Origin of the sequence: Burkholderia sp. WP9, from assembly GCF_900104795.1 — a bacterium.
Classification (GTDB): Bacteria; Pseudomonadota; Gammaproteobacteria; order Burkholderiales; family Burkholderiaceae; genus Paraburkholderia.
The window spans coordinates 4,693,569-4,717,618 of sequence record NZ_FNTG01000001.1 but is presented as its reverse complement, the minus strand read 5'-3'; the positions used below and the strand labels follow the sequence as shown (position 1 = coordinate 4,717,618).

Here is a 24,050-nt window from a genome sequence, read left to right as displayed (position 1 = left end):
AAGAGATGGGGAAGGCAATATGAACGACGAAATGAAAACAATCATAAAGGCATTCGAGCTTTTCAGCGCGCGCCGTCCTCGACCGTCACAAGTCACGATGCAGCAAGCCGCAGAGATGCTGGGACTGAGCCGCTGGACGGTTAGCAAGATGGTCACGCACGGGACGTTCAAGCTCAACAAGTGCGGCCTTATCCCCATCGAGCAAGTCGACGCTGCCCTTCAACCCGCCTAAAACTGCGCGGCGCATTGCCCTCTGGTGCGTGCGAGCCGTCGCATTTTCAAGGAACGGCCCGCCTATCACTGAAGATGGCTGACACAAGGGCACGCACACATGAAAACGGGCCGCGCGGATTGCTCCGGCGGCCCGCCCTGTCTGCGCCCTCGGCGGGCCAGCGGAACAGAATCCGGCGGTTCCGAGTCGCAGACTGCACAGGTTTTTCCGTATGTGGGGCACTCATGTGCTTATCCCCATCCAGCAACGTCCCGAAGGATTCCCGGCTGGCACGGGCGCGCGCCACCTTGCGGCAGCGGCTTAATCGATAAGCTCGTCGGCCTCGAATGGCCGGTTCAACGCATTGCGCGGCGGTCTCATAGCTAGAAGCTGGAGCGCTCGCGGTCGGTTCGCGTCGTCGAGCAGGAGATTCGCGGCCTTGATCCGGTTCTCCAGCGGAGCGCCGGTGTCGTTCATCGTCGCCAGCAGCGCGGCGCGGCGGGCCGGATCGCCTGTCAGCTTGGCACCGGCGGCATCAATCGCCATCGCGAGGGTTGCGGCCTCCACGCGGCGCGCCTGCGCGATCAGCGGGTCATTCATCATTTCTACGAGCCTTCTGCGCCCGCCGGTCGCAGCGGCCTCGTCGGCGTCGTCGGCCAGCAGAATGCTCCCGGCCTCCATGCGGTGCGCCAGCTCGGCGCTCGTATCGTTTGTCACCGCCAGTAGAAACGCTTTCGGGTCGCCCGATTGGGTTTCCTGCGTCGCCTTCTTCTTTCGAGTTGCCATGTTACCTTCCGTTGTTCACTACCATGCGTGGCGGCGGTGGTGCTGCGCCGAACTTCGATGCGGCGGTCTTCGCTGCCTCATTCTTCGCGTCTTTCTTGCCCGCGCCCAACACACGCTTTGTGTCGTCACCCATCAGCGCCAGCGCGGCCTTCAATTGCTTGTCCGTAGGGTCAATCCGACCCAGCGAGATTTCGCGCACTAGCTCGCGCGCTTCCATATCGGGCAGCGGCTCGGGCAGCATTGGCTCTTTACGTGGCCGCCCGGCCCCGCGCCGTGCGCCGCCTGAGCGGCCTTTCGCTCCGGCCATGCACCATCCTCCTGTCATTTGATTTTGATTCCGGGCCAATCATGCCCGAAACGCGCGCCAGCGCAGGGATTGCGCCAGCCCGCGCCGCTTCGCCATTTGAAAAAACGCTCAAAACGGCTTTTTTTTCTGCGCGTGCGGGATCGGTCGGTCTCGGGCGCGAAGGCCAAAAAACTTTTGACTCCCCCCTGCCCATTTTTTGGGCAACCCGCTGGGGCGCACGGAGACGCGCCACAGCGCGACGCCGCGCAACACTCGCGGACTGGCTTTACTAGCGCGCCACCGGGCCAGCACATCGCCGACACGGCAGCACGGCGGCGGCATGCGTTAGCTCGTAACGCCTTCGATCACCGTGATTGCTTGCGGGTAGTTCGCCACCACGTCGAAACGCGCGTGAGCGATGAACGCAAGTTGACCGTTCGAACCCGGTAACTCCGGCAGCAGGCGAACATTGAAGTTTTCGCGCATCACGAATTGGACCGTGTTGAAGTTGCCGATAAACGCCAGCGACTCGTTAGCGCCATCGCCAAGGTTGGTCGGAACGCCAGTGGACGGACGGCGCACCACGCCATCCAGCAGAGCCGGAGCGTTGAGCGGTTGACCAAGCGTATCGACCAGACCAGCAAGGCCGGTCAGCGTGCGCGGAGCCATGATGATCGACGTAGGCGCGGGTGCGTCCGCGTCCAGTTGCGCTTGATACGCGGCCAGCATGTCGGCATACGCGAACGCGGAGCCGGTTTGCTTGATCTTCTGTACGTTCGTCATGCCGTACAGGCCCAACGGCTCGGGAGCCGTACCGGAGCCAACCAACGCGGCGCGGTCGAATGCCTTGGCGAACGCTTGCGCGAGCGCTTGGCGCACGGCGCGGTCCATATCCACGGCATCGGCCAGCAATTCACGGCTGATCGGCACCACGATTGCGAGCGAACGCGGCGTAGCCGTCACGGGGCGGAAAGTCGGACCGCCGGTTGCCAGCGGGTCATTCTCGTTGCGCCATGCCGGTTTCGGCAGTTGATCCACAGCCGGAATGGTCACGCTCTTTGCAGCGCCAAGCGGCAGGATGCTCGCGCCAGCGGCCAGCACCGCCGATGCGCTTACCATCGCATCCAGAATCGTGGGCATTACCGCGTCCGGCACCGCGTAGCCGCCGTCCGTGCCCACGCCTTCCGACAGAGCCGCGCGCACGCCCTCGCTCACGCCCGACATACCAGCAGCGCCGCGAATGAAGTCCGCAATACCGAAATTGGCGCGCGGGCCGAACGCGCCGCCAGCCGATGCTTGAGCGCGTTGGCGATAGAACGCGCCGATTTGCGAGCCACGGAGGCCGGTCGAAGCGTGGACGGGCTGCGCTTCGTCAGTGTCCGCGCCCATTGCCTTGGTATTGCCCACGCCGCCAGCCATCTGAACCGCCATCTTGTCCATACCGGCCATGATGGCTTCCACGTCAGCGGCGATGCCGTCGACGCGTTCATTGTTCTTCGCCTTGAACTCGGTGAAAGACGTATTCACGCCCTGAATCATCGACTTGATTTCGCCCAAGCCAGCTTCCGCGCGCACAGCGAACATGCCGCGCTGGATTTTGCCGGTCTTGGCGAATGCTGCCTGTGCGGCTGCTGCGTTACGAACTGCCGATGCTGCGATGGAATTGCGAGCCATATGCCATTACCCCTAGTACGTTTAAACGATGCGGCGACAGCACCATGCGATCACCACTTGAGAACACCCAGCCAGCTTCTGCGCCAGATGGGAAGCATTGCGCTTCGATGAAACTCAATTAGTTGAACTAACTGGAATTAACCGGAACGCTTCGTTGTTTCTCAACCTCTGGCGGCATTCTACGGGATGGCTAACAGAGGGTCGCGACGTTCTACCCGCCGCGCTGGCCGCCTTTACTCGCGGGTATGCGTATTTCCCCGCGTTTTTTGGCACTTTTCTTCCAGCGCTTTCTCAAGTGTTAGCCGTGCGCCGCACAGCCATTGCGCGCCGCCGCTTTTCATCGGTCAAACCGCCAGCAGCGCCTATTCGCCAGCCGCTGCCCGACTGAGTCGATAGCGGAGCTTGTCATATCCCTTCGCCCGACCAGCAACTAGCCAGCCGCAAGCCACCAGTTCCCCCCAGCGCCTCGCGCACCAGCTCGCTATCACGCAGACCAGCCCATTTGCGCTCCACCACGTCCATTGCAGAGAATCCTTCCTCCAGCTCGCCAGCCGTGATGCGCGTGAAAAGCGCCTGAGCGGCCCCCGGTGCCACGGCGGCAGGCGCGCGGCCTGTCTGCCTTGCGCGCGCCTCGAAGGCAGATATAGCGGCATCCATAGCCTTATCCGTTACCGGACCATCGCCACCTTCGACCATATGCAGCAGCATGGCGAACCGCGCCGCCGACTTCGCCAGCCTGCGGCCTTATCGGAAAACTCCACCCATGTCACGCCAGCCGGGCGCGTGAACTCATGCACCAGCCCCGTGTGATCGCCGACCACACGGCGGATCGTCTGATTGATCGCCGCGGCGTCGCGTGATGCGCCCGATTGCGCGCTCTCTGCTTGATTAATCGCTTGCATTACTCCGCCTCTGCAATCAGTTCCATCAGATTCGCGCTCACCTTCGCCGCGGGTTCGTGATTGCCACCCTCTACAGCGGCCACAGCTCGCGCCACAGCCTCCACGCTTACCGGCTCACCATCACGGCTCCCTGCGTGATCCAGCACCGCCAGCGATGCGCCAGCCATGCCGCCGATTCGGCAACGCCTGCCCGGCCTGCGTAGCGCACCAGCGCGCGCATTGCAGCCGCTGAAAAATGCACGCCGCCGCCAGTGATGGTCGATGGGGTAACTGCCTCTTGTCGTTCGATTTCTTGCATTACTCGCCCTGTGTAGTCTGGTTGATTCGATAGATGGTCACGATGTGTCCGTCGCGCACCTGGTCGACGCCCACAATCGAGCCGCGGTCGATCAGAACGTCGATAGCGGCTTTCCCCCTCTGCAAACTGCGCCCAGCCACACCGCCGTACCGCCTCGCCGCGCGCAGCGGCGTCGCCCCCTCTGTTCGAAGCCTGCTTTCGTGTATGCCTTAAATCCTTATGATTGCCTTTCTAAGGGATCGACCCTATAAAAGACTTGTGGCGGTCCTGCCTAAATCCTTCCTATGCCGCTACCTAGTCGACTCGTCGAAGCCCGCCAGCAGGCTAGATTGGGATGGCTGCGCCTTTATCGGCCTGCCCGGTCGACGCTTCGGAACCTGCGCCGCTTTCAGGATCGCCCGCATGGCGTCGAATTCAGCCTGACGCGCTTCCGGCGTACCTTCCTGCCGCTCTTCGAAGCACGCAGCCGCTTCACGCTCCAGCCGCGCCGCCCGTTTTCGGATCTCTGCCAGCACCAGCGCCATGAATTCCGGCAGCGTCGGTGCCCACTTCGGATTCACGTCGACGCACTTGCGCAGGGCGTCGCGCACGACATTCTTTGTCACGTCAGGGCGCATCAGCCACCGCCCCCACACCGCCATCGCCTCCAACACTCCCAGATCCTCGCCAGCTTGGTTCGTCACACCGACTTCGAAGCGGCGATGCGCTGCCGCGCCATACATCGCACGCAGCTCGCCAAAAACGAATTGCCCGACTGACTGCGGAGTGAATTTGTTCTCAGCCATGGGCACTCCATCGCGCCGATTGCGCTGCCCGGTTCATTGAGTGATACGCGATCTGGGCCTTGGTGTAATCGTCAAGCGGATCGTCGCCAAAAGGCAAATCTTCATCTTCTGCGCGCACTGGCGACGGCGGATCAACCGCTATCGGCTCGTCGACGGCGCGGCCAGCCATAGCAGCGTGAAAGGCGGCGGCGGGATCTGCGAGCGGCGATGCCGTCGACTTCGTGACGCGCGCCAGCTCGGCTTTGCGCTGCGGCGGCACCTGTGTCGACGCCTGCGGCTGCTCGCCTCCTTCATGCAAGCCACATTTTTCTGCGGTCTGGTCGACCGCGGGCGCATGGTCTTTCCCGACGCTTTCGACTGTCGGCGCGCCCCTCACCTCACTTTTGAGGATACCCTTGCGGGTAGTCTCTCCGGCTGCGGTACGTTCAGATCCATCCAACGGGAATTTCGGCCCCAGCCAGATCTGACGTTCCTCTACCTGCCCGGCAGCGTTTCGGATCGTCTCAACCACGATATATCCACGCGCCGCCAGATCGCTAATGATGGCGCTCGCGCGCTTGGTGCTAACGCCGTGCCGATCACCAAATGCCTTGTTTAGCCGAAAGCAGCCGCGCTCCTTCGTTTGAAGGGCGAGAACGTCTGCCAGAAACGCAACTTCGATGTGACTTGCACGCCGTGCCTCAATCTCACCCATAAGCGCCGGGGTGAGCCATGTCCCCTTGGTTTCTTTCTTGTCCGTCATACCGCTGCCGCCCCTTGCTCACTGCTGGCGGCATGCGCGGCGTCGTATTCGCGCCTGAAGTCGCCAAAGCCCTCCGCCAGCCCCTCCGCCAGCTCATGTGCCGTGCGCGCGAGGTCGCGGGCTAATTTGGGCTGCGCAGCCAGCTCGGCAATAGCGGCATTCAGGGCCGCCAGCTTTCCGAAACTCTCAGCCGCATGGTCGAGCATTGCCGCAACATCGTCGGCGCTCAGTGCGATCTCATTGCGTTTAAACATGGCGCGCACCCTCCATCGGAACGACTACGGCCAGCGCGGCGAGCGCTTGAAGCGCATCGGCGCAAATGTCCAGCGCGTCGAAGACCGTAGGGGCGAGCGCAGCGGCGCGCAAGGCGCGGTTTGCCAGCTCAGTAGGGGAAAGGGTTTGCTCAGTGCGAGCGGATACAGGGCGCATATAGCGGCCTCCTACGTTGATAGTGGAAGCCCGCTTTCCGACGCCAATCGGGGTGAGCGGGCGCATGACGGGGTTGGCGTACCGGAACGTAGGCACCGGCGAGCCCGAAGGCTCCCCCGCCAAGGCCCGCCCATAGAAGACGTGCAAAGGCGCGACGGACGAAAAAATAGCCGCATTGCTGGCGGCTTGTCCGCCTACGTTGATCGAGACGCCAATCTCGTCAGCCGTTGTTTCGGCTGAGTGGAAAGTATACGGGCGCTGGCGGCTAGTCATCAACACATTTTTTGCACGCGCCGCCATTGCCGGGCCGATCACTGCACTGCCGCCTTCGTACCCATGTACTGGCACGTCTCGCGCGCCGCCAGCCATGCATCAACGTCTTCTTTGCGCCAGCCCACCGATTTAGGCCCCAAGCGAACGGGGGCCGGGAATGTGCCCCGGTTCATTGACGCGTAAATGAAGCTGCACGAAAGGCCGATGATTTGCTGTACTTCGCGGCGGCGCAGAATCTTGGTGGTCATACTTCCCTTTCTCCAGTAAAGGCCAGCGCGTGCAACCAATTCGCACAACTCGCTGGAACAGTTGGAAGTATGAGCGATGGCGAAGTGCACCGCGCGACGTTTGCGCCTAACAAATAGGCAGGCTATCAGGGAAGGAAAGCCGCCAGCCTCTCCGATGTCGATGTCGACGTGTGCCAGCGCTTTTCCTGATCGCTGATTTCTAGAAATTTTGGGGAAGGAAGATAGGCGGCGAAGCCGACGAAGCAGCGTAGCTGCGCCTATCTGTTACCTCATCTATGTTTTTTTATTTATGTAATCTCTATGCCTCGTTTCTGGGGGGAGGGTTTCCCCACTTTTGAGGTGAGGGGTATCCTCAAATGTAGGGTGAGGGTATTTAATGACCCTGCGGATTAGCCGTCTCCGGTGATGGTTATCCACAGGCGGTGAGTCAGCCCGATTTCACCTGTCGGCCGGCAGCTAGGGCTTCAGCACAGCCGGAACACTCTGGAACGCGCCGTAACACGTTGGCAAAAAAATGGGGTAGCACACCATTTTTGGTGGTATTTTCGGTGGTATCCAACACTAGTTAAACTGCAGAATCCTTACCAGACATGGCATAGCGGGTGAAATTCGGTTGCCGCCGCCGCAACCAGAACACGTTTCAGGCAGTACATTCAAGTCTCACCGAAAACCCGTAAGCGGCCTGCTGCTTGCGGGTTTTTTGTTGCCCGCCGCGTCCGTCCTGCTCGACTGGTTCGCCACCCCTTGCCGCTCCCGCTCCCCATGCGAAGAAACGTTTGGAATAAACGCATCCGCTCGATCGTTTATTCCTCACGCGCGCGCACGCCGCGTTTCGCGCGAAACCAACACCAAGATCAGGAGCCGACATCATGCGCAAAACCCTTTTCTGCCTCGCCCTCCTCGCACTGCAACAAAGCGCTTTCGCCGAAGTGCCAAAAGTCGTCGACGGGCGTTTCGTCACGGCGGACGGCATGACGCTCTACACCTTCGACAAAGACACCACGCCCGGCGTGAGCACCTGCACTGGCGGCTGCCTGAACAATTGGCCGGCAGCCACGGCCAGCGCGTCGGACAAACCGTCCGGCGAGTGGACGCTAATTGCCGCCGCCGACGGCAAACACCAATGGGCGTACAAAGGGCACCCGCTCTATCGCTTCGCGGCGGACAAGCAGGCGGGAGATATGAAGGGAGACGGCTTCAAGGACATGTGGCACACGGCCAAACCCTGAGCATCCGCCACAGGGTGAAGGCAAAGGCAACGGCAACGGCAACCGCAACGCCGGGCTAAACCTGAACCTGGAGACCCAGCGAAAGACGCCGGCAGAACGCCGGCGTTGCACAACCAACGGACTCGCGTATCCGCTTATTCGTCTTTGGGACACTGCAGATTGCAGCCATTCGGATCACCCATATCGCCGCGCTTGCGCATCGCCGATTTTTTACTGCTCTGATATTTGTCCGAGGGAGCCGACGCGGCAAACGGCATTTGCGGATGCTCGGCAAGACGAAACTGGTCTTGCAGGATACCGCCTGGAACACCCGGCGAATTCTGCGCAACAGCAACCGAAGCGGTGGCGAGCAGCACACCAGCCGTTGCCACGGCAGCACATGCGTGAAAAATAACGTTCATAGAGATCGGCGCGACATAACGCGCGGTTAAGGCGGAAGCGGAAGCTTAAAGAGTATCCCAAACGGACGCCATACGCAGCGCCGAACACAGCCCGATGTTTACGGCGGCTTACGCCACGGCTTCGCCGAGACCCTCTTCCAGTTCCACCACCCTGCCGCAGTCTTGCGGGTCATAGCCTTCGAGCTGATCGACGCTATGACGAAACGCGCTGCCGCGCAGCAGACCGATCACGGTCGCAAGCGGCGCACGCTCGAGGCGCGCGCGGTCGCAGGCAAAGTAATAGTCTTCGTCGACGACCGGGATGAAGTCGAGGCCGAAGTGATGCGCTGCGGGCTCCACACCAAAGCCCACATCCGCCATGCCGCTCGCAACGAACGCCGCAATCGCCGAATGCGTGAGTTCGGCCGACGCATAACCATTCACCCGATCCGGATCCACCCCGACGTTGCGTAGTGCGAGATCCAGCAACATGCGCGTGCCGGAGCCGGGCTGCCGGTTGACGAAGCGAATGTCGTCGCGCGCCAGATCGCCCAGGCCCGTGATTCCGCGCGGATTGCCCTTGCTCAGAAAGAGCCCCTGTTTGCGTCGCGTGAGATGCACGAGCACGTGACGCTGCGGATCGAGCCAGCGCCGGTACGCATCGGCGCATGCCGCGCGAAACTCACCGCGCGGCACATGAAAGCCAGCCAGATCGCATTCGCCGCGCGCAAGCGCGCTCACCGCATCCGCGCTGTCGCGATACTTGATGTCGACCGGAAGATCGTTCGCGACCAGCGCCGTGACGAGTGCGGCCACGGCATAACCATGCGACGCGAAGATGCGCACGTCGTCGGCGGGCGGCGCGAGCCAGCGGTTCAGATCGCTCGCCACTTCGCTGGCAAGCGCCTGCATGTTGCCATCGAGCCTTTCGCCGCACAGACGCTGCGCACGCAATACGGCTTGCCCGAGTTCGGATAGCACCGAGCCGCGGCCTCGCTCCTTGGCGATCAGCGGACCGCCCAAACGCTCCTCGATGCTGCGCAGCAAACCCCACGCATGACGGTAGGACAAACCCTTAAGCGTCGCCGCCTGCGCGATGCTGCCGGACTCATCCACCAGCGCGAGCAACGGCACGACGTCCGACAGGCTTGCCTCGCGGCCATCCGGGCCCTTCACCACCAACTGCGCCTGGCACTCGATTCTGATCATATATGCTCAACTCTTTCCTATTGCGCCAGCCGAATCAGCCGCCTATTGTTCGGCTATCCCATATCGAATATACGAAGCATAAGTGCACGCATTATGAATGACAAGTGCATATATGCCTTTGGAGGAGCCACCACTTGGACGATTCCATCGCCATCGCGCCGGATCAGCTCGTGCTGCGTCACGCGCAGCCGGGCAGATCGCTGCTAGCCGTCTTGCACGCGATTCAGGACGAACTCGGTTACGTACCGCCCGCTACGGTCGCGCCGCTCGCGCTCGCCATGAACCTGTCGCGCGCGGAAGTGCACGGCGTCATCACCTACTACCACCATTTCCGCACGCAGCCGGCCGCACAGGTCACGGTGCAACTGTGCCGCGCGGAAGCCTGCCGCAGCATGGGCACCGAAGCGCTGGCCCGGCATATCGAATCGCACACCGGCTGCCGCTTCGACGCCGAACATGAGCACGGCGCGACGGTGGAGCTGGAATCGGTGTATTGCCTCGGGCAATGCGCACTGTCGCCGGCACTCATGCTCAACGGCACCTTGCACGCCAAGGTCACGCCGCAAAAGTTCGACGCGATATTCGCGGCCGCCAACAAGTGCGTGGAGGTGACGGCATGACGCGCATCTACGTTCCCCGTGATTCGTCGGCACTGGCGCTCGGCGCCGACGCGCTCGCTCAGGCGATCGAAGCCGAAGCCGCGCGCCGCGGCGTCGAAGTCGAAATGGTTCGCAACGGTTCGCGCGGCCTGCTGTGGCTCGAACCGCTCGTCGAAGTTCAAACACCGGAAGGCCGCATCGGCTACGCGAACGTCGAAGCAGGCGACGTCGCCGCGCTGTTCGATGCAGGCTTGCTCGATGGCGGAGCGCACGCAAAGCAAGTCGGCGTGGTCGACGAGATTCCGTATCTGAAGAAGCAGCAGCGCCTGACGTTCGCGCGCATCGGCATCACCGACCCGCTTTCCATCGACGACTACGTCGCCCACGGCGGCCTCGAAGGCTTGCGCCAGGCGCTGCAGACCGACGGCGACGCCGCCTGCGAAGCATTGATCGAATCCGGCCTGCGCGGCCGCGGCGGTGCAGCCTTCCCGGCCGGCATCAAATGGCGCACGGTGCGCGGCGCGAAAGCGGCGCAGAAGTACATCGTCTGCAATGCGGACGAAGGCGATTCCGGCACCTTCTCCGATCGCCTCGTGATGGAAAGCGATCCGTACGTGCTGATCGAAGGGATGATCATCGCCGGTGTCGTGACGGGCGCGACGGTGGGCCATATTTACGTGCGCAGCGAGTATCCGCATTCGATCGCGACGCTCGAAGCCGCTATCGCCAAAGCACGCGCCGCCGGCTGGCTCGGCGATAGCGTGCTCGGCTCGACGGCGCATCGCTTCGAGCTGTTCGTCGCGAAAGGCGCCGGCGCATACGTATGCGGCGAGGAAACGGCGCTGCTCGAATCGCTCGAAGGCAAGCGCGGCATCGTGCGCGCCAAGCCGCCAGTGCCGGCGCTCGTCGGCCTTTTCGGCCAACCGACCGTGATCAACAACGTGATCACGCTCGCCACGGTGCCGATCATCTTCGCGCGCGGCGCGGCGTTCTACAAAGACTTCGGCATGGGCCGTTCGCGCGGCACGCTGCCGTTCCAGCTCGCGGGCAACGTCAAGCAAGGCGGCCTCGTCGAACTCGCGTTCGGCGTGACGCTGCGCGAATTGCTCTATGACTTCGGCGGCGGCACGGCGAGCGGCCGGCCCGCTCGCGCGGTGCAGGTGGGCGGCCCGCTCGGCACGTATCTGCCGGAAAGCCAGTGGGACATTCCCATGGACTACGAAGCGTATGCGGCAGTCGGCGCGGTCGTGGGCCACGGCGGCCTCGTCGTGCATGACGACACGTCGAATCTGGCCGAACTCGCGCAGTACGCCATGCACTTCTGCGCCCTCGAATCATGCGGCAAATGCACACCGTGCCGGATCGGCTCGACGCGCGGCGTCGAAGTCATAGGCCGGATTCGCAACGGCGATACGTCCACCCGGCAAGTGCAGTTGCTGCGCGATCTGTGCGACACGATGGTGTCCGGTTCGCTCTGCGCGATGGGCGGCATGACGCCGTTCCCGGTGCTGTCCGCGCTCGATCATTTCCCCGAAGACTTCGGTCTCGCCAACGTGTCTGAACACGCGCCGAAAGCGGCCTGACCCAGGAGCCAAACCATGTCCGACGTGCTCAACTCTCCCACTGGCGGCTGCGGCTCAGGCAACTGCGCGTGTAAATCGCAAGCCCTGCAGCAGCGTGCGCCCCGTTCGTTCTTCGACGACACCGATTTCGGCACGCCCGAGCGGCACGCCGACATCGACGTCACGCTGGAAATCGACGGCCAGTCCGTCACCGTTCCCGCCGGCACCTCTGTGATGCGCGCCGCCGTCGAAGCGGGAGTCAACGTGCCGAAGCTCTGCGCGACGGATTCGCTGGAGCCGTTCGGCTCGTGCCGTTTGTGTCTCGTGGAAATCGAAGGCAAGCGCGGTTATCCCGCTTCATGCACGACGCCGGTCGAAGCCGGCATGAAGGTCCGCACGCAAACCGATCGTTTGCAGTCGCTGCGCCGCAACGTGATGGAGTTGTACATCTCCGATCACCCGCTCGACTGCCTCACCTGCCCCGCCAACGGCGACTGCGAACTGCAGGACATGGCGGGCGTCACGGGCCTGCGCGAAGTGCGCTACGGCTTCGACGGCGCGAATCACTTGAAGGACAAGAAAGACGAGTCGAACCCCTACTTCACCTACGACCCGTCGAAATGCATCGTCTGTAATCGCTGCGTGCGCGCGTGCGAAGAAACGCAAGGCACTTTCGCGCTGACCATCGCCGGACGCGGTTTCGAGTCGCGCGTGGCCGCCAGCGAAGACGTGCCGTTCATGGAATCGGAATGCGTGTCGTGCGGCGCGTGCGTGGCCGCGTGCCCGACCGCGACCTTGCAGGAAAAGACCGTGATCATGCTGGGCCAGGCCGAACACTCGGTCGTCACCACGTGCGCGTATTGCGGCGTCGGCTGCTCATTCAAGGCCGAGATGAAGGGCAACCAGGTCGTGCGGATGGTGCCGCACAAGAACGGCCAGGCCAACGAAGGCCACGCTTGCGTGAAGGGCCGTTTCGCGTGGGGCTACGCTACGCACAAGGACCGCATCACCAAGCCGATGATCCGCGCGAAGATCACCGATCCGTGGCGCGAAGTGAGTTGGGAAGAAGCGCTTACGTATGCGGCGTCGGAATTCCGCCGCATTCAGGCGAAGCACGGCCGCGATTCGATCGGCGGCATTACGTCGTCGCGTTGCACGAACGAAGAAACGTATCTGGTGCAAAAGCTCGTGCGCGCCGCGTTCGGCAACAACAACGTCGACACCTGCGCGCGGGTGTGTCATTCGCCGACTGGCTACGGGCTGAAAGCCACGCTCGGTGAATCGGCGGGCACGCAGACTTTTGCCTCCGTCGATAAAGCCGACGTGATCATGGTGATCGGCGCGAATCCGACCGACGGCCATCCGGTGTTCGGCTCGCGTCTGAAGCGCCGTGTGCGCGAAGGCGCGAAGCTGATCGTGGTGGACCCGCGCCGCATCGATATCGTTGACACGGCGCACGTGAAGGCGTCGCATCATCTGCAATTGCGGCCCGGCACCAACGTGGCCATCGTGAATGCGCTGGCGCATGTGATCGTCACCGAAGGCCTGCTCAACGATGCATTCGTTGCCGAGCGTTGTGAGACGCGCGCGTTCGAGCAATGGCGCGATTTCGTCGCGCTGCCGGAAAACGCGCCGGAAGCGACCGAAGCGGTGACCGGCGTACCGGCCCAATCCGTGCGCGAAGCCGCCCGCATCTATGCGACCGGCGGCAACGCCGCGATCTATTACGGCTTGGGTGTCACCGAACACGCGCAAGGCTCGACGATGGTGATGGGCATCGCCAACCTCGCCATGGCAACGGGCAACATCGGCCGCGAAGGTGTGGGCGTGAACCCGCTGCGCGGCCAGAACAACGTGCAGGGTTCCTGCGACATGGGTTCGTTCCCGCACGAACTGCCGGGCTATCGCCATATCAGCGACACGGTCACGCGCACGCTGTTCGAAGAGGCCTGGAACGTCACGCTGCAACCGGAACCCGGCCTGCGCATTCCGAACATGTTCGACGCTGCCGTGCACGGCAGCTTCAAGGGTCTGTATTGCCAGGGTGAAGACATCGTCCAGTCGGACCCGAATACGCATCACGTATCCGCAGCGCTGACGGCGATGGAATGCATCGTCGTGCAGGACATCTTCCTGAACGAGACCGCCAAGTATGCGCACGTGCTGCTGCCCGGTTCGTCGTTCCTCGAAAAGGATGGCACGTTCACCAACGCGGAGAGGCGCATCTCGCGCGTGCGCAAGGTCATGCCGCCGGTGCCGGGTTACGCCGACTGGGAAGTCACGGTCATGCTCGCACGCGCGCTCGGCTATGAAATGGACTACACGCATCCGTCGCAGATCATGGACGAGATCGCGCGTCTCACGCCGACTTTCCACGGCGTGTCGTACAAAAAGCTCGACGAACTCGGCAGCATTCAGTGGCCGTGCAACGAGAATGCGCCGGACGGTACGCCGACCATGCACATCGACACCTTCGTGCGCGGCAAGGGCAAGTTCGTGATTACGAAGTTCATCGCGACGCCCGAGAAAGTCACGCGCAAATTCCCGCTGCTGCTCACTACGGGCCGCATCCTGTCGCAGTACAACGTGGGCGCGCAGACGCGCCGCACCGAGAACTCGCGCTGGCACGACGAGGACCGACTGGAACTGCATCCGCACGATGCGGAAGAGCGCGGCATCAAAACCGGCGACTGGGTGGGCATCGAATCGCGCGCGGGGCAAACCGTGCTGCGCGCGAAGATAACCGAGCGCATGCAGCCGGGCGTCGTGTATACGACGTTCCACTTCCCCGAATCGGGCGCGAACGTGATCACCACCGATAGCTCGGACTGGGCGACCAACTGTCCGGAATACAAGGTGACCGCGGTGCAGGTGATGCCGGTCGAACAGCCGTCGCAATGGCAGAAAGACTACTCGCGCTTCAACACCGAACAGCTCGACCTGCTGAAGCAGCGTGAGCTGGCCAACGCGACATCGGGCAAGTGAGGACGGCCATGGACAATCAGAACCTGATCGACATGGCCAACCGGATCGGCGACTTTTTCGATTCGATGCCGGACCGCGAGGAAGCGCTCGCCGGCATCGCCGACCATATTCGCCGCTTCTGGGAGCCGCGCATGCGCCGCGCTCTACTCGCGGAGCTCGATGAACCGGATGCGAGCGGTATCCCGATGTCGGGTATCGTCAGGGAAGCGCTCGTCAAACATCGCGCGCAACTGACGCCCGCCGCGCCCGCGACGGTGTGAGCCGCGCCGCACCCGCGACGGTGTAAGCCGCGCCGCGCTCGCGGCGCTCAATGTCCGTGCGACTCGCGCGACTCAGGCGGCCCGGCTCACAGGGCCGCCTGCTCCGGTATTTCCCCGCTCACCGCGAACCAGGCTTCGCAATGCCGCAGCAAACCGTGCAGATCGGAACCGGTGCGCCCGCGCGCGCTGATGTAGCCGTCCGGCCGCACCAGATAGAACGACGGCCGCGTTCGGCCATACGATTCGGACAGCGACGGGCCGCCGTCGCCAGTGGTATCCGTGATGCGCCAGATGCGCACTCCGCCCGGCAGCAATCTCTCGACTTCCGCCGCCACGCGCTCCAGTTCCGGGTCGGGCGGCGGCGCATGTTTCGCCGCGGGATCGAGCGGTTTTTCGTCGACGGGCAACGGCGGCACCAGCAGGAACAGCGAGAAGAACGCCGGATCGTGCAGATCGAAAATGCAGCCCACGCCGGGCGCACGCCCCAGTGGTCCATCCACCACATGCACCAGCGCGTCCGGTGCGCGCTCGCCGGCGCGTGGTCCGCCGTCGAGTACACGTTCGAGCGTCAGCGGACTGCGCCGGTACTGGATCGACAACTCGCTGATGGTGAGGCGCGCGGCGTCGCGCAGCGGACCTAGCGCGGCAAGGACCGGCATCACCCGTTCGCGCAGCAGCTTCAATGGTCCGTGATCGGCCTCTGCCATCTGCGTGATGAAACCGGTTTGCCGCAGCACGTCACGTTCGATCGGGTGACGTTCGAGGTGATAGGTATCGAGCAGGCGGTCCGGCGCCGCGCCTTTCAAAACGCGCGCGAGTTTCCAGCCGAGGTTGAACGCTTCCTGAATGCCAGTGTTCATGCCCTGCGCGCCGGCCGGGCTATGCACGTGCGCGGCGTCGCCCGCGAGGAAGATGCGGCCGACGCGCAGCCGATCCACCATGCGGCTATTCACATGGAAATACGAAGACCACGCCAGATCCGACACGTCGACCCGCTCGCGCACGCGCCGGGCGATCAACGCCTTGCATGCTGCGAGCGACGGCGACGGCACGCTGTTCAGCGGCGGCTCGCCCAACACCGCGGGCGTCTCGGTCGGGGCGACGGCGGCTGGCTCGATCGCATGATCCGCGATCAGACGATGCCGGCCGTGGCCCATCGGAAACAGCGCGACCAGGCCTTCGCCTGACGCGAAGATATGAAACTCGTCTTCGGGCCAATCGGTTTCGGCGTGCAGGTCGGCGAGCAGGAAAGTCTGCTCCAGGGTCTTGCCCTCGAAACTCAAACCCAGCCGGTGACGGATCACGCTATGCGCGCCGTCGGCGGCGATCATGTACGACGGGCGCATCGTCTCCGTGTGACCGTCCGCGCGGCGCAATGTCGCCTGAAGGCTGGCGGCGCCCTGCGCGAACATCGTCAGTTCGACGCCGCGCTCGACCGTCACGCCGAATGTGGCGAGATGCTCAGTCAGCAGACGCTCGGTCACGGACTGATCGAGAAACAGCAGATACGGATAACGTGTATGCAGCGGATCGAAATCGAGCTGCGCGAGACGCATGCCGTTCGAAAACAGATTGGCGATGCGCGCGCGATGGCCGAGCTCGAGAAACGGCTCGACCAGCCGATGCTGCTCGAGCAATTCGAGCGTGCGCGCCTGAATGCCGATGGCCCGCGAATACGGGTTCGGTTGCATGGCCTTGTCGATCACACGCACGGGGATGTGGGCACGCGCCAGACTCATCGCTGCGGCGAGTCCAGTCGGACCCGCCCCGACGATCAGCACCGGCGACGCATCGTTTGCGGCAGCGTCCATGCGGAACTCCGGAGACAACAATGCGTTCTAGTGTACGCCGCCAGGAAGTCCGCTAGGGGCGCGACGATCGCCTGCTCAACGACGGTTGCAGTGCATCAAGCGCGCAGCGAGCATGGGCTCGGCGTGGCTGCTTCTTGCTTTCAGCGCTCTGCCCGTGCCGTGACCTCGCAACGCGTTCCTGTCAGCCTCAATGCGCGTGCGGCGCATGATCCATCGCGCAGCGATGCTGCGTCGTACCAAGATCCACTTGCAGCGTCGCATGGTGCATCGAAAAACGTTCGCGTAGCGTGAGAACGATGCCGTCGAGCGATTCGTCGCCCGGATGGCCCGCCGGCATCACCAAGTGCGCGCTGAGCGCGTTGCCGGTCGTGGACAGCGCCCACACGTGCAGATCGTGAACGTCGACGACGCCCGGCTGCCCCGCCAGATAGTCGCGGATGCCTTGCAGATCGACGCCGGGCGGCACGGCGTCGAGCGCGAGGCGCACCGAATCGCGCAGCAGGCTCCAGGTGCCGGCCACCACGACCGCCACCACGAGCAGGCTCATCACCGGGTCGAGCCACGTCCAGTTGGTATAGAGAATCACGAGGCCGCTCACGGCGACCGCCGCCGAGATACCGGCATCCGCCGCCATGTGCAGGAACGCGCCGCGGATGTTCAGGTCATCCTGCTGCCCGCGCATGAAAAGCCACGCGGATATTCCGTTGATGACCACGCCGCCCATCGCCACGACGAACACGGCGAGCCCCGCCACCGGCGCCGGATTGATCAGACGCCCGATGGCTTCCGCGACGATCACGCCGCACGCGAACAGCAGCAGCCCGGCGTTGACGAGCGAGGCCAGGATCGACGAGCTGCCGTAACCGAACGTGTAGCGCGCCGACGGCCTGCGCGTAGCGAGCCAGGCGGCGCCCCACGCGAGCAGCAGGCCGAGGACATCGGAGAGGTTGTGGCCGGCGTCGGCGAGCAGCGCGGTGGAATGGGCGAGCACGCCATAGACCGTCTGGGCCACCACGATCGCGATGTTGAGCACGACCGCCAGGGCGAACGCGCGGCCGTGACCGGCAACCGGAGCGTGAGCGTGGTGGTGGCCGGCGTGGCCGTGACTGTGGGAATGGCTGGCGGGACCGTGGTTGCCGTGGTTGCCGTGGTTGCCGTGGTTGCCGTGGTTGCCGTGGTTGCCGTGGTTGCCGTGGTTGCCGTGGTTGCCGTGGTTGCCGTGGCTATCGTGGTTGCCGTGGTCAAGCGGCGTGGACGCGTGCGCGTCCTCTTGATCCGCCGCAGTTCCGTTCGGGGTTTCGGGTTTCTTCATGACTGATCCAGAGAATCATTGCCGGCCGGTTCGGCCACGTGTGTGAGCATCCCGGCCAGCATCGCGCTGATATGGCGATCGGCGGCGAGGTAGAAGACCTGCTTACCCTGCCGCTGCGCACGCACGATTCGCGCCGCACGCAGCAACCGCAAATGATGGCTCACCAGCGACGACGACAAACCCAGCGCCTCGGCGATCGCCCCGACGGCGCGCCGCTCGTCGAGACACGCCAGCACGATGCGCAACCGCGTGGGGTCGCCGAGCAGGCGAAACAGGTCGGCCAGCGGCACGATGGTATCGGCCGGGCGATCGTCGATGGCGGTAAGCGAAGTGGATGCAGCGAGGGAAGAAGCCATGATGGAAGGCGGCTCGGAAGCACATATGAACACGTGTTCACACATTATAGATACCGGGACAACCGGTCAAATCGGAGCGCGCTCTGGCGAGTGTGGGAAAATGCGGCCTCTGCCTCACCCGAATGCCATCCCCCGTCATGCAACCTGTATTTGACCGCGCTTTCGCGGCGCATCGTGACGGCCGCCTCGAAGACGCCGAACGCGGCTACCGCGCGACGCTCGACGGCAACCCCGCGCACGTCGATGCGTTGCACCTGCTGGGCGTTCTACGCCACCAGCAGGGTCAGCACGCCGAAGCCGCCGAACTCGTCCGGCGCGCCGTGAACCTGCGCCCGGAAGACGCCGCGCTGCAGTTGAACCTCGGCAACGCGCTGAAGGCGCTCGGCCAGATCGACGACGCGATCGAACAGTTCCGCAACGCGCTGACGCTCGCGCCGTCGTTCCCCATGGCGCACTACAACCTGGGCAACGCCTACGCCGCGGCGGGCCGTCACGAAGACGCCGCCGACGCGTTCGAAAAATCGTTGCGCCTGCAACCGAACGACGCCTCGTCGCACAACAACCTCGGCAACGCGCTGCACGCGCTCGGGCGTCACACGGAAGCTATCGCCGCGTTCAGGCGCACGCTGGAGCTGCGTCCTGGCCACGCCGGCGCGCTCAACAACATGGGCATGTCGCTGAACGCGCTCGGACGCGCGGCAGAGGCGATCCCGTGTTTCCAGACGGCGCTGACGGCCGAGCCGCGCTTCGTCGCCGCGCACTTCAACCTCGCCAATACGTTCGACGCCACCGGCCGCCATGCGGAAGCGGTCGAATCGTTCCGCGCGGCGCTGACCTTGCAGCCGAACCTGCCGCCGGCCATTTTCGGCATGGGTAATGCGCTCGCGGCATTGGGACGCCATGCGCAGGCGCTGCCCTATCTCGAGCGCGCGGTCGGTCTCGATCCGCAATTCGCGCTAGCGTGGCTGAGTCTCGGCACCGCGCACCAGGCGCTGGGCGCGCATGGTCCCGCCGTGCGCGCTTTCGATCAGGCGCTGCGCCTGCGCCCCGACCTCGCCTCCGCGCACATGAACCGCGCGCTCGCATGGCTCGCGATGCGCGATTTCGCGCGCGGACTGCCGGAATACGAGTGGCGTCTGCAAACCATGGCGCAGCCGGAGATCCAGACGCTGCCGCGCTGGCACGGCGAGCCGATCGCGCAGCATACGTTGCTGGTCCATGCCGAGCAGGGGTTCGGCGACACGCTGCAATTCGTGCGCTTCGTCCCGCTCGCCACGCAGCGCGCGGCGCGCGTCATACTCGAAGTGCAACCGCAACTGCTGCCGTTGCTGGCGCCTGCCGCGCAAGCCTGGCGCGTGACGCTGATCGCTCAGGGCACGCCACGACCCGCCGCTGATCTGCAATGTCCGCTGCTGAGCCTGCCGCTCGCACTCGGCACCACCTACGACACTATTCCCGCACGCACGCCTTACCTCAGCGTGCCGCCCGCCTACAGCCGCAAATGGCGCGGCTCGCTCGGCGGTCAGGCAAAACGCAAGATCGGCATCGTATGGTCGGGCCGCATCCAGCAGAATGAAACACGTTCGATGCCGCTCGCCGCGCTCGATCCGCTGTTCGCGCTCGAAGGCATCGACTGGATCGTGCTGCAACCGGAGTTGAGCGCCGACGAGCGCATGGCACTCGACGCGCATCCGCGCGCGGCGTCGATTCATCGCTTCGACAAGCGCATCGGCGACTTCGCGGACACCGCTGCGATCATCGAACGGCTCGACGCGGTGGTGTCGATCGATACCTCTATCGCGCATCTGGCCGGTGCGCTGCGCAAGCCGCTCTGGTTGATGCTGCCGTTCGCGGCAGACTGGCGCTGGTTCGCCGGCGAGGCGCGCAGCCCCTGGTATCCCGGCGCGACACTGGTGCGTCAGCCGCAACCTGGTGCGTGGAGCGAAGTTGTCGAAACCGTGGCGAACGAATTGCGCAAGCAGTAACGGGACGCCGCGCGGTGAACGCGACGTTGCTGCCGGGCCAAAAACAAAACCCCGCGTTCGTGAGAACGCGGGGTTTTTGTTTGACCAACGAACGGTGACCGCCGAAGCTCAGGCCGTCCGATACTGATCGCGCGATTCCGGCGTGCGGTACAGCACCAGCGTCGCAATCAACCCGCAAATCGCCGCCAGACCCAGGAACAGTCCCGGCGCAGCCTTGTTGCCGGTGGTGTGAATCAGCAGCGTCGAGATAGCCGGCGTGAAGCCGCCGATCGTCGTGGCGAGGCTGTAGGCGAGCGAGAAACCGGCCGTCCGCACTTCGACCGGCATGACTTCGGTCAGCGCCACGACCATCGCGCCGTTGTAGCTGCCGTACAGGAACGACAGCCACAATTCGACCGCCAGCAAACGCGCGAACGAAGGATCCGCCACCAGCCATTGCAGCGCCGGATACGCGGTAATGATGGTCAGAATCGTGAAGGCCAGCAGCACCGGACGGCGGCCGATACGGTCCGACAGCGCACCCGCGAGCGGCAGCCAGATCAGATTCGACAGACCGATACAGACCGTGACGATCAGCGTGTCGATCGAGGACAGTTTCAGCACTTCCTTGCCGAAAGTCGGCGTGTACGCCGTGATCATGTAGAACGACACGGTGGTCATGATCACCATGCCCATGCCGCCCAGCACGATGCCCCAGTTCGCGGCCATCGTCTTCATGATCTCGCCCATCTTCGGGTGATGCTTGCGCGCCTTGAATTCCTCGGTTTCCTGCAGCGAACGGCGGATCAGGAACAGGAACGGCACGATCAGGCAGCCGATCAGGAACGGCACGCGCCATCCCCAGGCGCTCATCTGGTCGGCCGGCAGCATCTTGTTCAGGAACACGCCAATCAGCGCGGCGAACACCACGGCAACCTGCTGGCTGCCCGACTGCCACGCGCAATAGAAGCCCTTGTTGCCCTTGGTGGCGATCTCCGACAGATACACGGACACGCCGCCAAGTTCGACCCCGGCGGAAAAGCCTTGCAACAGTCGGCCTAACAGAACGAGCACCGGCGCCAGCACGCCGATCGTCGCGTAACCTGGAATCGACGCCACCGTGAGCGTGCCGAGCGCCATCAGGCCGAGCGTGAGGATCAGGCCTTTGCGCCGGCCGTGATGGTCGATGTAGGCGCCGAGGACGATCGCACCGAGCGGCCGCATCAGGAAGCCCGCGCCGAACACCGACAGCGACAGCATCAACGAGGCGAATTCGTTGCCGCTCGGGAAATAGGTCTTGGCGATCGCCGAAGCGTAATAGCCATAGACCATGAAATCGTACATCTCAAGAAAGTTACCGCTGACCACGCGGAATACTGTCTTGACTTTGGATTCTTCCGATGAGGAAGTAGCGTGTGACGCAGTAGACATGACATTCTCTGATGAGCCTGCTGCCACGAAAGAGACAGTGGCGGCCAGGCAGTTGAAACGATCCACTGCGCTCGGCAAGCGGATGCCGCGCACGGATAGAAAGAACGCGCCGGGGGCGCTGAATTTTCATGCGGAACGCATTCCCATGGTATCCGGGTAAACGTTGTGAATCATGCAGCGCTCGCTCCACGTAATGTTACCGTTGATAAAGCTGTCGCGTAATGCATACAGTTTCATTACACATGGTGTCACCTGTGGTCGCGGTAACATTTTTGCAGTCAGGCATTTCCGTTGAGCACTACCGATGCGAACCACCCCCGCTCTTTCACTGCGCCCCGCGACGCTCGCGGATGCCGCGCTCATTGCTTCGATCCACAGCAGCAGTTGGCAGGCCACTTATCGCGGCCTGCTGCCCGAAGCCTTTCTCGACGGCGAAGTCACGCAGGAGCGCGCCGCGTACTGGGAGGCTCGTCTCAGCGCGCCCGGCGGCGAACGGCGCATCGTGCTGATCGCCGAACTCGCGGGCGAGGCGGCCGGGTTTGTGTGCGTTGAACGTCAACCGGAGTCCAGTTGGGGCGTGCTGCTCGATAACCTGCACGCGCGGCCGGCCTACCAGGGTATCGGAGTCGGCAAGCTGCTGATGCGAGCCGCCGAAGACTGGGCTCGCGCGCAAGGCGAGGCGCAACTCTATCTGTACGTGCTCCAGGGAAATACGCCGGCGATCGGTTTCTACGAGCGGCAAGGCTGGCAATTTGCCGGCGCCGAACCGGATCATATGGGCGGCGTGGACATTACCGCGTTGCGCTACGTATACAGACTCGACCGCAGACTCGACCGGTAGAGGCGCTGCGGCGCACTTGTTCGTTATCCCAGGTTTTCCCGATCATGGACGTACCGGCACCTCATTTCGGAACCGTCCGATCGCCAGGTCGGCTGCTTCCTGGCATCATCCTCCGCACTCCGATGGCTTCATAGCGACACGTCCCTGTGCCCCGTTTGCTCGTCGCGAGCACGGCGCCGGCGCCTCGCGTCGACGCACGCCGTGCCGTGTAGGGATGGCGTTCACGCGCATCGCACCGAGGCCCGAGTCCCCGCAGACCACGGGATCGCCGATCGGCGCTCCCCTTACGAGGCGCAGGAAAGATCGATGTCCACCATTCCGTTCACCCCGATCGAAGGCTATCTGGCGCTACCGCGCGTTCGCCCGCTGGTTCATGTGCCAGCGCCGTTCGGCCGGGACTGGGCGCTGCTTCCGCCGGGCTACAGTCTGCGGGCTGAACTCAAGGCGCTCTACGCGGCCATGCTGCGCACGTTCTGCCTGAGCGATCAGGCCATTCGTTCGCTTTGCCGATGGTCGCCGCTGGGTGAACAACGCGTGATCGCACCTGCGCATGAGCCTGGGTCTGCCGCGATAGCGGCACAGGCACCGAGCTTTGACGCATCGCCCGAGACAGCCATGCACGCGGCCGATGCAACGCCCGTCATTGAGTCCATTGTCCGGCCCGCGTATGGAACGAGGGCGCGTGGGTATGGCAACCATTGGGGCGCTTTAGCGGGCGGCGCCTGCGTGATCGGCGGCGCTGCGGTGCTGGCGTGGGTCGGGTTCGATCATCTGGCGCATCGTCAAATGGCCCCTCCTGTCGCCGACAGGGCATCGGGTCATCGGGACTCGCAGTCAGCAGACCTTCAGACGCCCGCCACGGTTACTGGTCGCGCGGTCGATACCGGTGCGTTGCGCGCGCCTGCCGCGCCTGCCGCACTTGCGGCGTCTGCGCCAGAGCGCTCACGCGTACAGCCAACATTCGCGTCCAGCCTTTCGGCGGCAACGGTGTCTACAACGGCTTCGGCCCAGGTTCAGACTCGGGCACTGCCTTCCGCTCAGGCGCGTATCTCCGCGGATAAAGCGGGATCACCTCGTCACAACCGCCTTCGCGAGAAGGTCGTCACACTGCAGGAACAAAACCGCCAGCACAGCGCACGGTTTGTCACCGCCAACCCAGCGCGACACGCGGCAGCAGTTGCCGCTAACCTGCCGCGCATCGCAGTCCCAAGGCTGGCGGCAAGTTTGCCGCCAAAGCCATCCGCTGCGGGCGCTTATTCACCTCCAGCACCGACTCGACTCGGCGTCGACGAATACGCGGGCGTGATCATGTCCGCAGCGACGCATCCGCGCGAGATGGCGCCGCCGCACGCCGGCTCAGCGACCAATGCGTCCGGCACCGGTGAAACGGAGTGGATAACCCGCCTGTCGCAGCGGCGTGTGACCGAGGTTCCCGACCAATTCGCGAAATAGGCACGACACGAATCGCAGCAGCTTG

Annotated in this window: 25 protein-coding genes; 9 read left to right on the top strand and 16 right to left on the bottom strand. The window is 63.8% G+C overall.

The genetic code is table 11. The features are described 5' to 3' along the window. Positions 1 to 19: 19 nt before the first annotated feature. The gene (locus BLW71_RS21115; protein ID WP_091800056.1) at positions 20 to 232 is read left to right on the top strand and encodes a MerR family transcriptional regulator; all 213 of its coding nucleotides are present in this window, start codon (positions 20 to 22) and stop codon (positions 230 to 232) included. Positions 233 to 532: 300 nt separating this feature from the next. On the opposite strand, the gene BLW71_RS21110 is transcribed toward BLW71_RS21115, so the two are convergent. The 10 genes from BLW71_RS21110 to BLW71_RS21055 form a co-directional block, all read right to left on the bottom strand. Beyond that, positions 533 to 997, bottom strand: coding sequence for a hypothetical protein (locus BLW71_RS21110; protein WP_091800053.1), 465 nt, complete (start codon positions 995 to 997; stop codon positions 533 to 535). A gap of 1 nt (position 998) precedes the next feature. Further along, complete coding sequence (locus BLW71_RS41060) at positions 999 to 1,238, bottom strand: terminase small subunit (protein ID WP_143048382.1); 240 nt, start codon at positions 1,236 to 1,238, stop codon at positions 999 to 1,001. Positions 1,239 to 1,628: 390 nt separating this feature from the next. Next, entirely contained in the window at positions 1,629 to 2,957 is a 1,329-nt protein-coding gene (locus BLW71_RS21100) for a phage major capsid protein (RefSeq protein ID WP_091800050.1), read from the bottom strand. A 405-nt stretch (positions 2,958 to 3,362) separates the two neighbouring features. Continuing rightward, positions 3,363 to 3,665, bottom strand: coding sequence for a hypothetical protein (locus BLW71_RS21095; protein ID WP_143048381.1), 303 nt, complete (start codon positions 3,663 to 3,665; stop codon positions 3,363 to 3,365). Positions 3,666 to 3,965: 300 nt separating this feature from the next. Then, the gene (locus BLW71_RS21085) at positions 3,966 to 4,157 is read right to left on the bottom strand and encodes a hypothetical protein (protein ID WP_091800041.1); all 192 of its coding nucleotides are present in this window, start codon (positions 4,155 to 4,157) and stop codon (positions 3,966 to 3,968) included. A 290-nt stretch (positions 4,158 to 4,447) separates the two neighbouring features. Beyond that, complete coding sequence (locus BLW71_RS21080; RefSeq protein WP_091800039.1) at positions 4,448 to 4,942, bottom strand: hypothetical protein; 495 nt, start codon at positions 4,940 to 4,942, stop codon at positions 4,448 to 4,450. Beyond that, positions 4,935 to 5,684 (bottom strand): hypothetical protein, encoded by a 750-nt coding sequence (locus BLW71_RS21075; protein WP_091800036.1) that lies wholly within the window; start codon positions 5,682 to 5,684, stop codon positions 4,935 to 4,937. The genes BLW71_RS21080 and BLW71_RS21075 overlap by 8 nt, the downstream gene beginning before the upstream one ends. Then, positions 5,681 to 5,938 carry a hypothetical protein gene (locus BLW71_RS21070; protein ID WP_091800033.1) on the bottom strand — a complete coding sequence of 86 codons (258 nt, stop codon included), beginning with the start codon at positions 5,936 to 5,938 and terminating at the stop codon, positions 5,681 to 5,683. Before BLW71_RS21070 ends, BLW71_RS21075 begins: the two co-directional genes overlap by 4 nt. Next, positions 5,931 to 6,428 carry a hypothetical protein gene (locus BLW71_RS42325; RefSeq protein WP_286162029.1) on the bottom strand — a complete coding sequence of 166 codons (498 nt, stop codon included), beginning with the start codon at positions 6,426 to 6,428 and terminating at the stop codon, positions 5,931 to 5,933. Before BLW71_RS42325 ends, BLW71_RS21070 begins: the two co-directional genes overlap by 8 nt. Continuing rightward, positions 6,425 to 6,634, bottom strand: coding sequence for a helix-turn-helix transcriptional regulator (locus BLW71_RS21055; RefSeq protein ID WP_091800030.1), 210 nt, complete (start codon positions 6,632 to 6,634; stop codon positions 6,425 to 6,427). Before BLW71_RS21055 ends, BLW71_RS42325 begins: the two co-directional genes overlap by 4 nt. A gap of 869 nt (positions 6,635 to 7,503) precedes the next feature. On the opposite strand from BLW71_RS21055, the gene BLW71_RS21050 reads away from it, so the two are divergent. Continuing rightward, entirely contained in the window at positions 7,504 to 7,863 is a 360-nt protein-coding gene (locus BLW71_RS21050) for a COG4315 family predicted lipoprotein (RefSeq protein WP_091800027.1), read from the top strand. Between the two features lie 134 nt (positions 7,864 to 7,997). Here the strand turns inward: BLW71_RS21050 and BLW71_RS21045 are convergent, their stop codons facing one another. After that, positions 7,998 to 8,264 (bottom strand): hypothetical protein, encoded by a 267-nt coding sequence (locus BLW71_RS21045; protein WP_091800024.1) that lies wholly within the window; start codon positions 8,262 to 8,264, stop codon positions 7,998 to 8,000. 108 nt (positions 8,265 to 8,372) lie between these two features. Continuing rightward, complete coding sequence (locus tag BLW71_RS21040; RefSeq protein WP_091800021.1) at positions 8,373 to 9,452, bottom strand: substrate-binding domain-containing protein; 1,080 nt, start codon at positions 9,450 to 9,452, stop codon at positions 8,373 to 8,375. A 134-nt stretch (positions 9,453 to 9,586) separates the two neighbouring features. Between BLW71_RS21040 and BLW71_RS21035 the strand changes: the two genes are divergently transcribed. Genes BLW71_RS21035 through BLW71_RS21020 form a run of 4 tightly spaced genes read left to right on the top strand, consistent with a single transcriptional unit; the run spans position 9,587 to position 14,858 of the window. Then, positions 9,587 to 10,072: an NAD(P)H-dependent oxidoreductase subunit E gene (locus tag BLW71_RS21035; protein ID WP_091800019.1), complete on the top strand. Its 486-nt coding sequence runs from the start codon at positions 9,587 to 9,589 to the stop codon at positions 10,070 to 10,072. Then, the gene (locus BLW71_RS21030; protein WP_091800016.1) at positions 10,069 to 11,634 is read left to right on the top strand and encodes a formate dehydrogenase beta subunit; all 1,566 of its coding nucleotides are present in this window, start codon (positions 10,069 to 10,071) and stop codon (positions 11,632 to 11,634) included. Before BLW71_RS21035 ends, BLW71_RS21030 begins: the two co-directional genes overlap by 4 nt. A gap of 15 nt (positions 11,635 to 11,649) precedes the next feature. Further along, positions 11,650 to 14,598: a formate dehydrogenase subunit alpha gene (gene fdhF, locus BLW71_RS21025; RefSeq protein ID WP_091800013.1), complete on the top strand. Its 2,949-nt coding sequence runs from the start codon at positions 11,650 to 11,652 to the stop codon at positions 14,596 to 14,598. Positions 14,599 to 14,606: 8 nt separating this feature from the next. Further along, the gene (locus BLW71_RS21020) at positions 14,607 to 14,858 is read left to right on the top strand and encodes a formate dehydrogenase subunit delta (RefSeq protein WP_091800010.1); all 252 of its coding nucleotides are present in this window, start codon (positions 14,607 to 14,609) and stop codon (positions 14,856 to 14,858) included. Between the two features lie 86 nt (positions 14,859 to 14,944). Here the strand turns inward: BLW71_RS21020 and BLW71_RS21015 are convergent, their stop codons facing one another. The 3 genes from BLW71_RS21015 to BLW71_RS21005 all read right to left on the bottom strand — a co-directional run bounded on the left by BLW71_RS21015 (position 14,945) and on the right by BLW71_RS21005 (position 18,337). Then, positions 14,945 to 16,669, bottom strand: a complete 1,725-nt coding sequence (locus tag BLW71_RS21015; protein ID WP_091800007.1) for an FAD-dependent monooxygenase — start codon at positions 16,667 to 16,669, stop codon at positions 14,945 to 14,947. Positions 16,670 to 16,856: 187 nt separating this feature from the next. Further along, the gene (locus tag BLW71_RS21010; protein ID WP_091800004.1) at positions 16,857 to 17,981 is read right to left on the bottom strand and encodes a cation diffusion facilitator family transporter; all 1,125 of its coding nucleotides are present in this window, start codon (positions 17,979 to 17,981) and stop codon (positions 16,857 to 16,859) included. After that, the gene (locus tag BLW71_RS21005; protein WP_091800001.1) at positions 17,978 to 18,337 is read right to left on the bottom strand and encodes an ArsR/SmtB family transcription factor; all 360 of its coding nucleotides are present in this window, start codon (positions 18,335 to 18,337) and stop codon (positions 17,978 to 17,980) included. Before BLW71_RS21005 ends, BLW71_RS21010 begins: the two co-directional genes overlap by 4 nt. Positions 18,338 to 18,474: 137 nt before the next feature. Here BLW71_RS21005 and BLW71_RS21000 point away from each other — a divergent pair, with 137 nt between their 5' ends. After that, the gene (locus BLW71_RS21000) at positions 18,475 to 20,322 is read left to right on the top strand and encodes a tetratricopeptide repeat protein (RefSeq protein WP_091799998.1); all 1,848 of its coding nucleotides are present in this window, start codon (positions 18,475 to 18,477) and stop codon (positions 20,320 to 20,322) included. A gap of 108 nt (positions 20,323 to 20,430) precedes the next feature. Here the strand turns inward: BLW71_RS21000 and BLW71_RS20995 are convergent, their stop codons facing one another. After that, the gene (locus BLW71_RS20995; RefSeq protein WP_091799995.1) at positions 20,431 to 21,732 is read right to left on the bottom strand and encodes an MFS transporter; all 1,302 of its coding nucleotides are present in this window, start codon (positions 21,730 to 21,732) and stop codon (positions 20,431 to 20,433) included. A 304-nt stretch (positions 21,733 to 22,036) separates the two neighbouring features. On the opposite strand from BLW71_RS20995, the gene BLW71_RS20990 reads away from it, so the two are divergent. Both BLW71_RS20990 and BLW71_RS20985 read left to right on the top strand, forming a co-directional pair. Continuing rightward, the gene (locus BLW71_RS20990; RefSeq protein ID WP_091799992.1) at positions 22,037 to 22,573 is read left to right on the top strand and encodes a GNAT family N-acetyltransferase; all 537 of its coding nucleotides are present in this window, start codon (positions 22,037 to 22,039) and stop codon (positions 22,571 to 22,573) included. A 306-nt stretch (positions 22,574 to 22,879) separates the two neighbouring features. Continuing rightward, a complete protein-coding gene (locus BLW71_RS20985) occupies positions 22,880 to 24,025 on the top strand; it encodes a hypothetical protein (protein ID WP_091799989.1) in 1,146 nt (381 codons plus the stop codon). The last annotated feature ends 25 nt before the right edge of the window (positions 24,026 to 24,050 follow it).

Coding starts and splice junctions, on each gene's coding strand:
- BLW71_RS21115 (WP_091800056.1), top strand. CDS start 20: ATGAACGACGAAATGAAAACAATCATAAAGGCATTCGAGCTTTTCAGC.
- BLW71_RS21015 (WP_091800007.1), bottom strand. CDS start 16,669: ATGGACGCTGCCGCAAACGATGCGTCGCCGGTGCTGATCGTCGGGGCG.
- BLW71_RS21010 (WP_091800004.1), bottom strand. CDS start 17,981: ATGAAGAAACCCGAAACCCCGAACGGAACTGCGGCGGATCAAGAGGAC.
- BLW71_RS21070 (WP_091800033.1), bottom strand. CDS start 5,938: ATGTTTAAACGCAATGAGATCGCACTGAGCGCCGACGATGTTGCGGCA.
- BLW71_RS21080 (WP_091800039.1), bottom strand. CDS start 4,942: ATGGCTGAGAACAAATTCACTCCGCAGTCAGTCGGGCAATTCGTTTTT.
- BLW71_RS21095 (WP_143048381.1), bottom strand. CDS start 3,665: ATGCTGCTGCATATGGTCGAAGGTGGCGATGGTCCGGTAACGGATAAG.
- BLW71_RS21020 (WP_091800010.1), top strand. CDS start 14,607: ATGGACAATCAGAACCTGATCGACATGGCCAACCGGATCGGCGACTTT.
- BLW71_RS20990 (WP_091799992.1), top strand. CDS start 22,037: ATGCGAACCACCCCCGCTCTTTCACTGCGCCCCGCGACGCTCGCGGAT.
- BLW71_RS21030 (WP_091800016.1), top strand. CDS start 10,069: ATGACGCGCATCTACGTTCCCCGTGATTCGTCGGCACTGGCGCTCGGC.
- BLW71_RS21085 (WP_091800041.1), bottom strand. CDS start 4,157: ATGCAAGAAATCGAACGACAAGAGGCAGTTACCCCATCGACCATCACT.
- BLW71_RS21100 (WP_091800050.1), bottom strand. CDS start 2,957: ATGGCTCGCAATTCCATCGCAGCATCGGCAGTTCGTAACGCAGCAGCC.
- BLW71_RS21055 (WP_091800030.1), bottom strand. CDS start 6,634: ATGACCACCAAGATTCTGCGCCGCCGCGAAGTACAGCAAATCATCGGC.
- BLW71_RS21045 (WP_091800024.1), bottom strand. CDS start 8,264: ATGAACGTTATTTTTCACGCATGTGCTGCCGTGGCAACGGCTGGTGTG.
- BLW71_RS21110 (WP_091800053.1), bottom strand. CDS start 997: ATGGCAACTCGAAAGAAGAAGGCGACGCAGGAAACCCAATCGGGCGAC.
- BLW71_RS20985 (WP_091799989.1), top strand. CDS start 22,880: ATGTCCACCATTCCGTTCACCCCGATCGAAGGCTATCTGGCGCTACCG.
- BLW71_RS21075 (WP_091800036.1), bottom strand. CDS start 5,684: ATGACGGACAAGAAAGAAACCAAGGGGACATGGCTCACCCCGGCGCTT.
- BLW71_RS21050 (WP_091800027.1), top strand. CDS start 7,504: ATGCGCAAAACCCTTTTCTGCCTCGCCCTCCTCGCACTGCAACAAAGC.
- BLW71_RS20995 (WP_091799995.1), bottom strand. CDS start 21,732: ATGTCTACTGCGTCACACGCTACTTCCTCATCGGAAGAATCCAAAGTC.
- BLW71_RS41060 (WP_143048382.1), bottom strand. CDS start 1,238: ATGCTGCCCGAGCCGCTGCCCGATATGGAAGCGCGCGAGCTAGTGCGC.
- BLW71_RS21000 (WP_091799998.1), top strand. CDS start 18,475: ATGCAACCTGTATTTGACCGCGCTTTCGCGGCGCATCGTGACGGCCGC.
- BLW71_RS21040 (WP_091800021.1), bottom strand. CDS start 9,452: ATGATCAGAATCGAGTGCCAGGCGCAGTTGGTGGTGAAGGGCCCGGAT.
- fdhF (WP_091800013.1), top strand. CDS start 11,650: ATGTCCGACGTGCTCAACTCTCCCACTGGCGGCTGCGGCTCAGGCAAC.
- BLW71_RS21005 (WP_091800001.1), bottom strand. CDS start 18,337: ATGGCTTCTTCCCTCGCTGCATCCACTTCGCTTACCGCCATCGACGAT.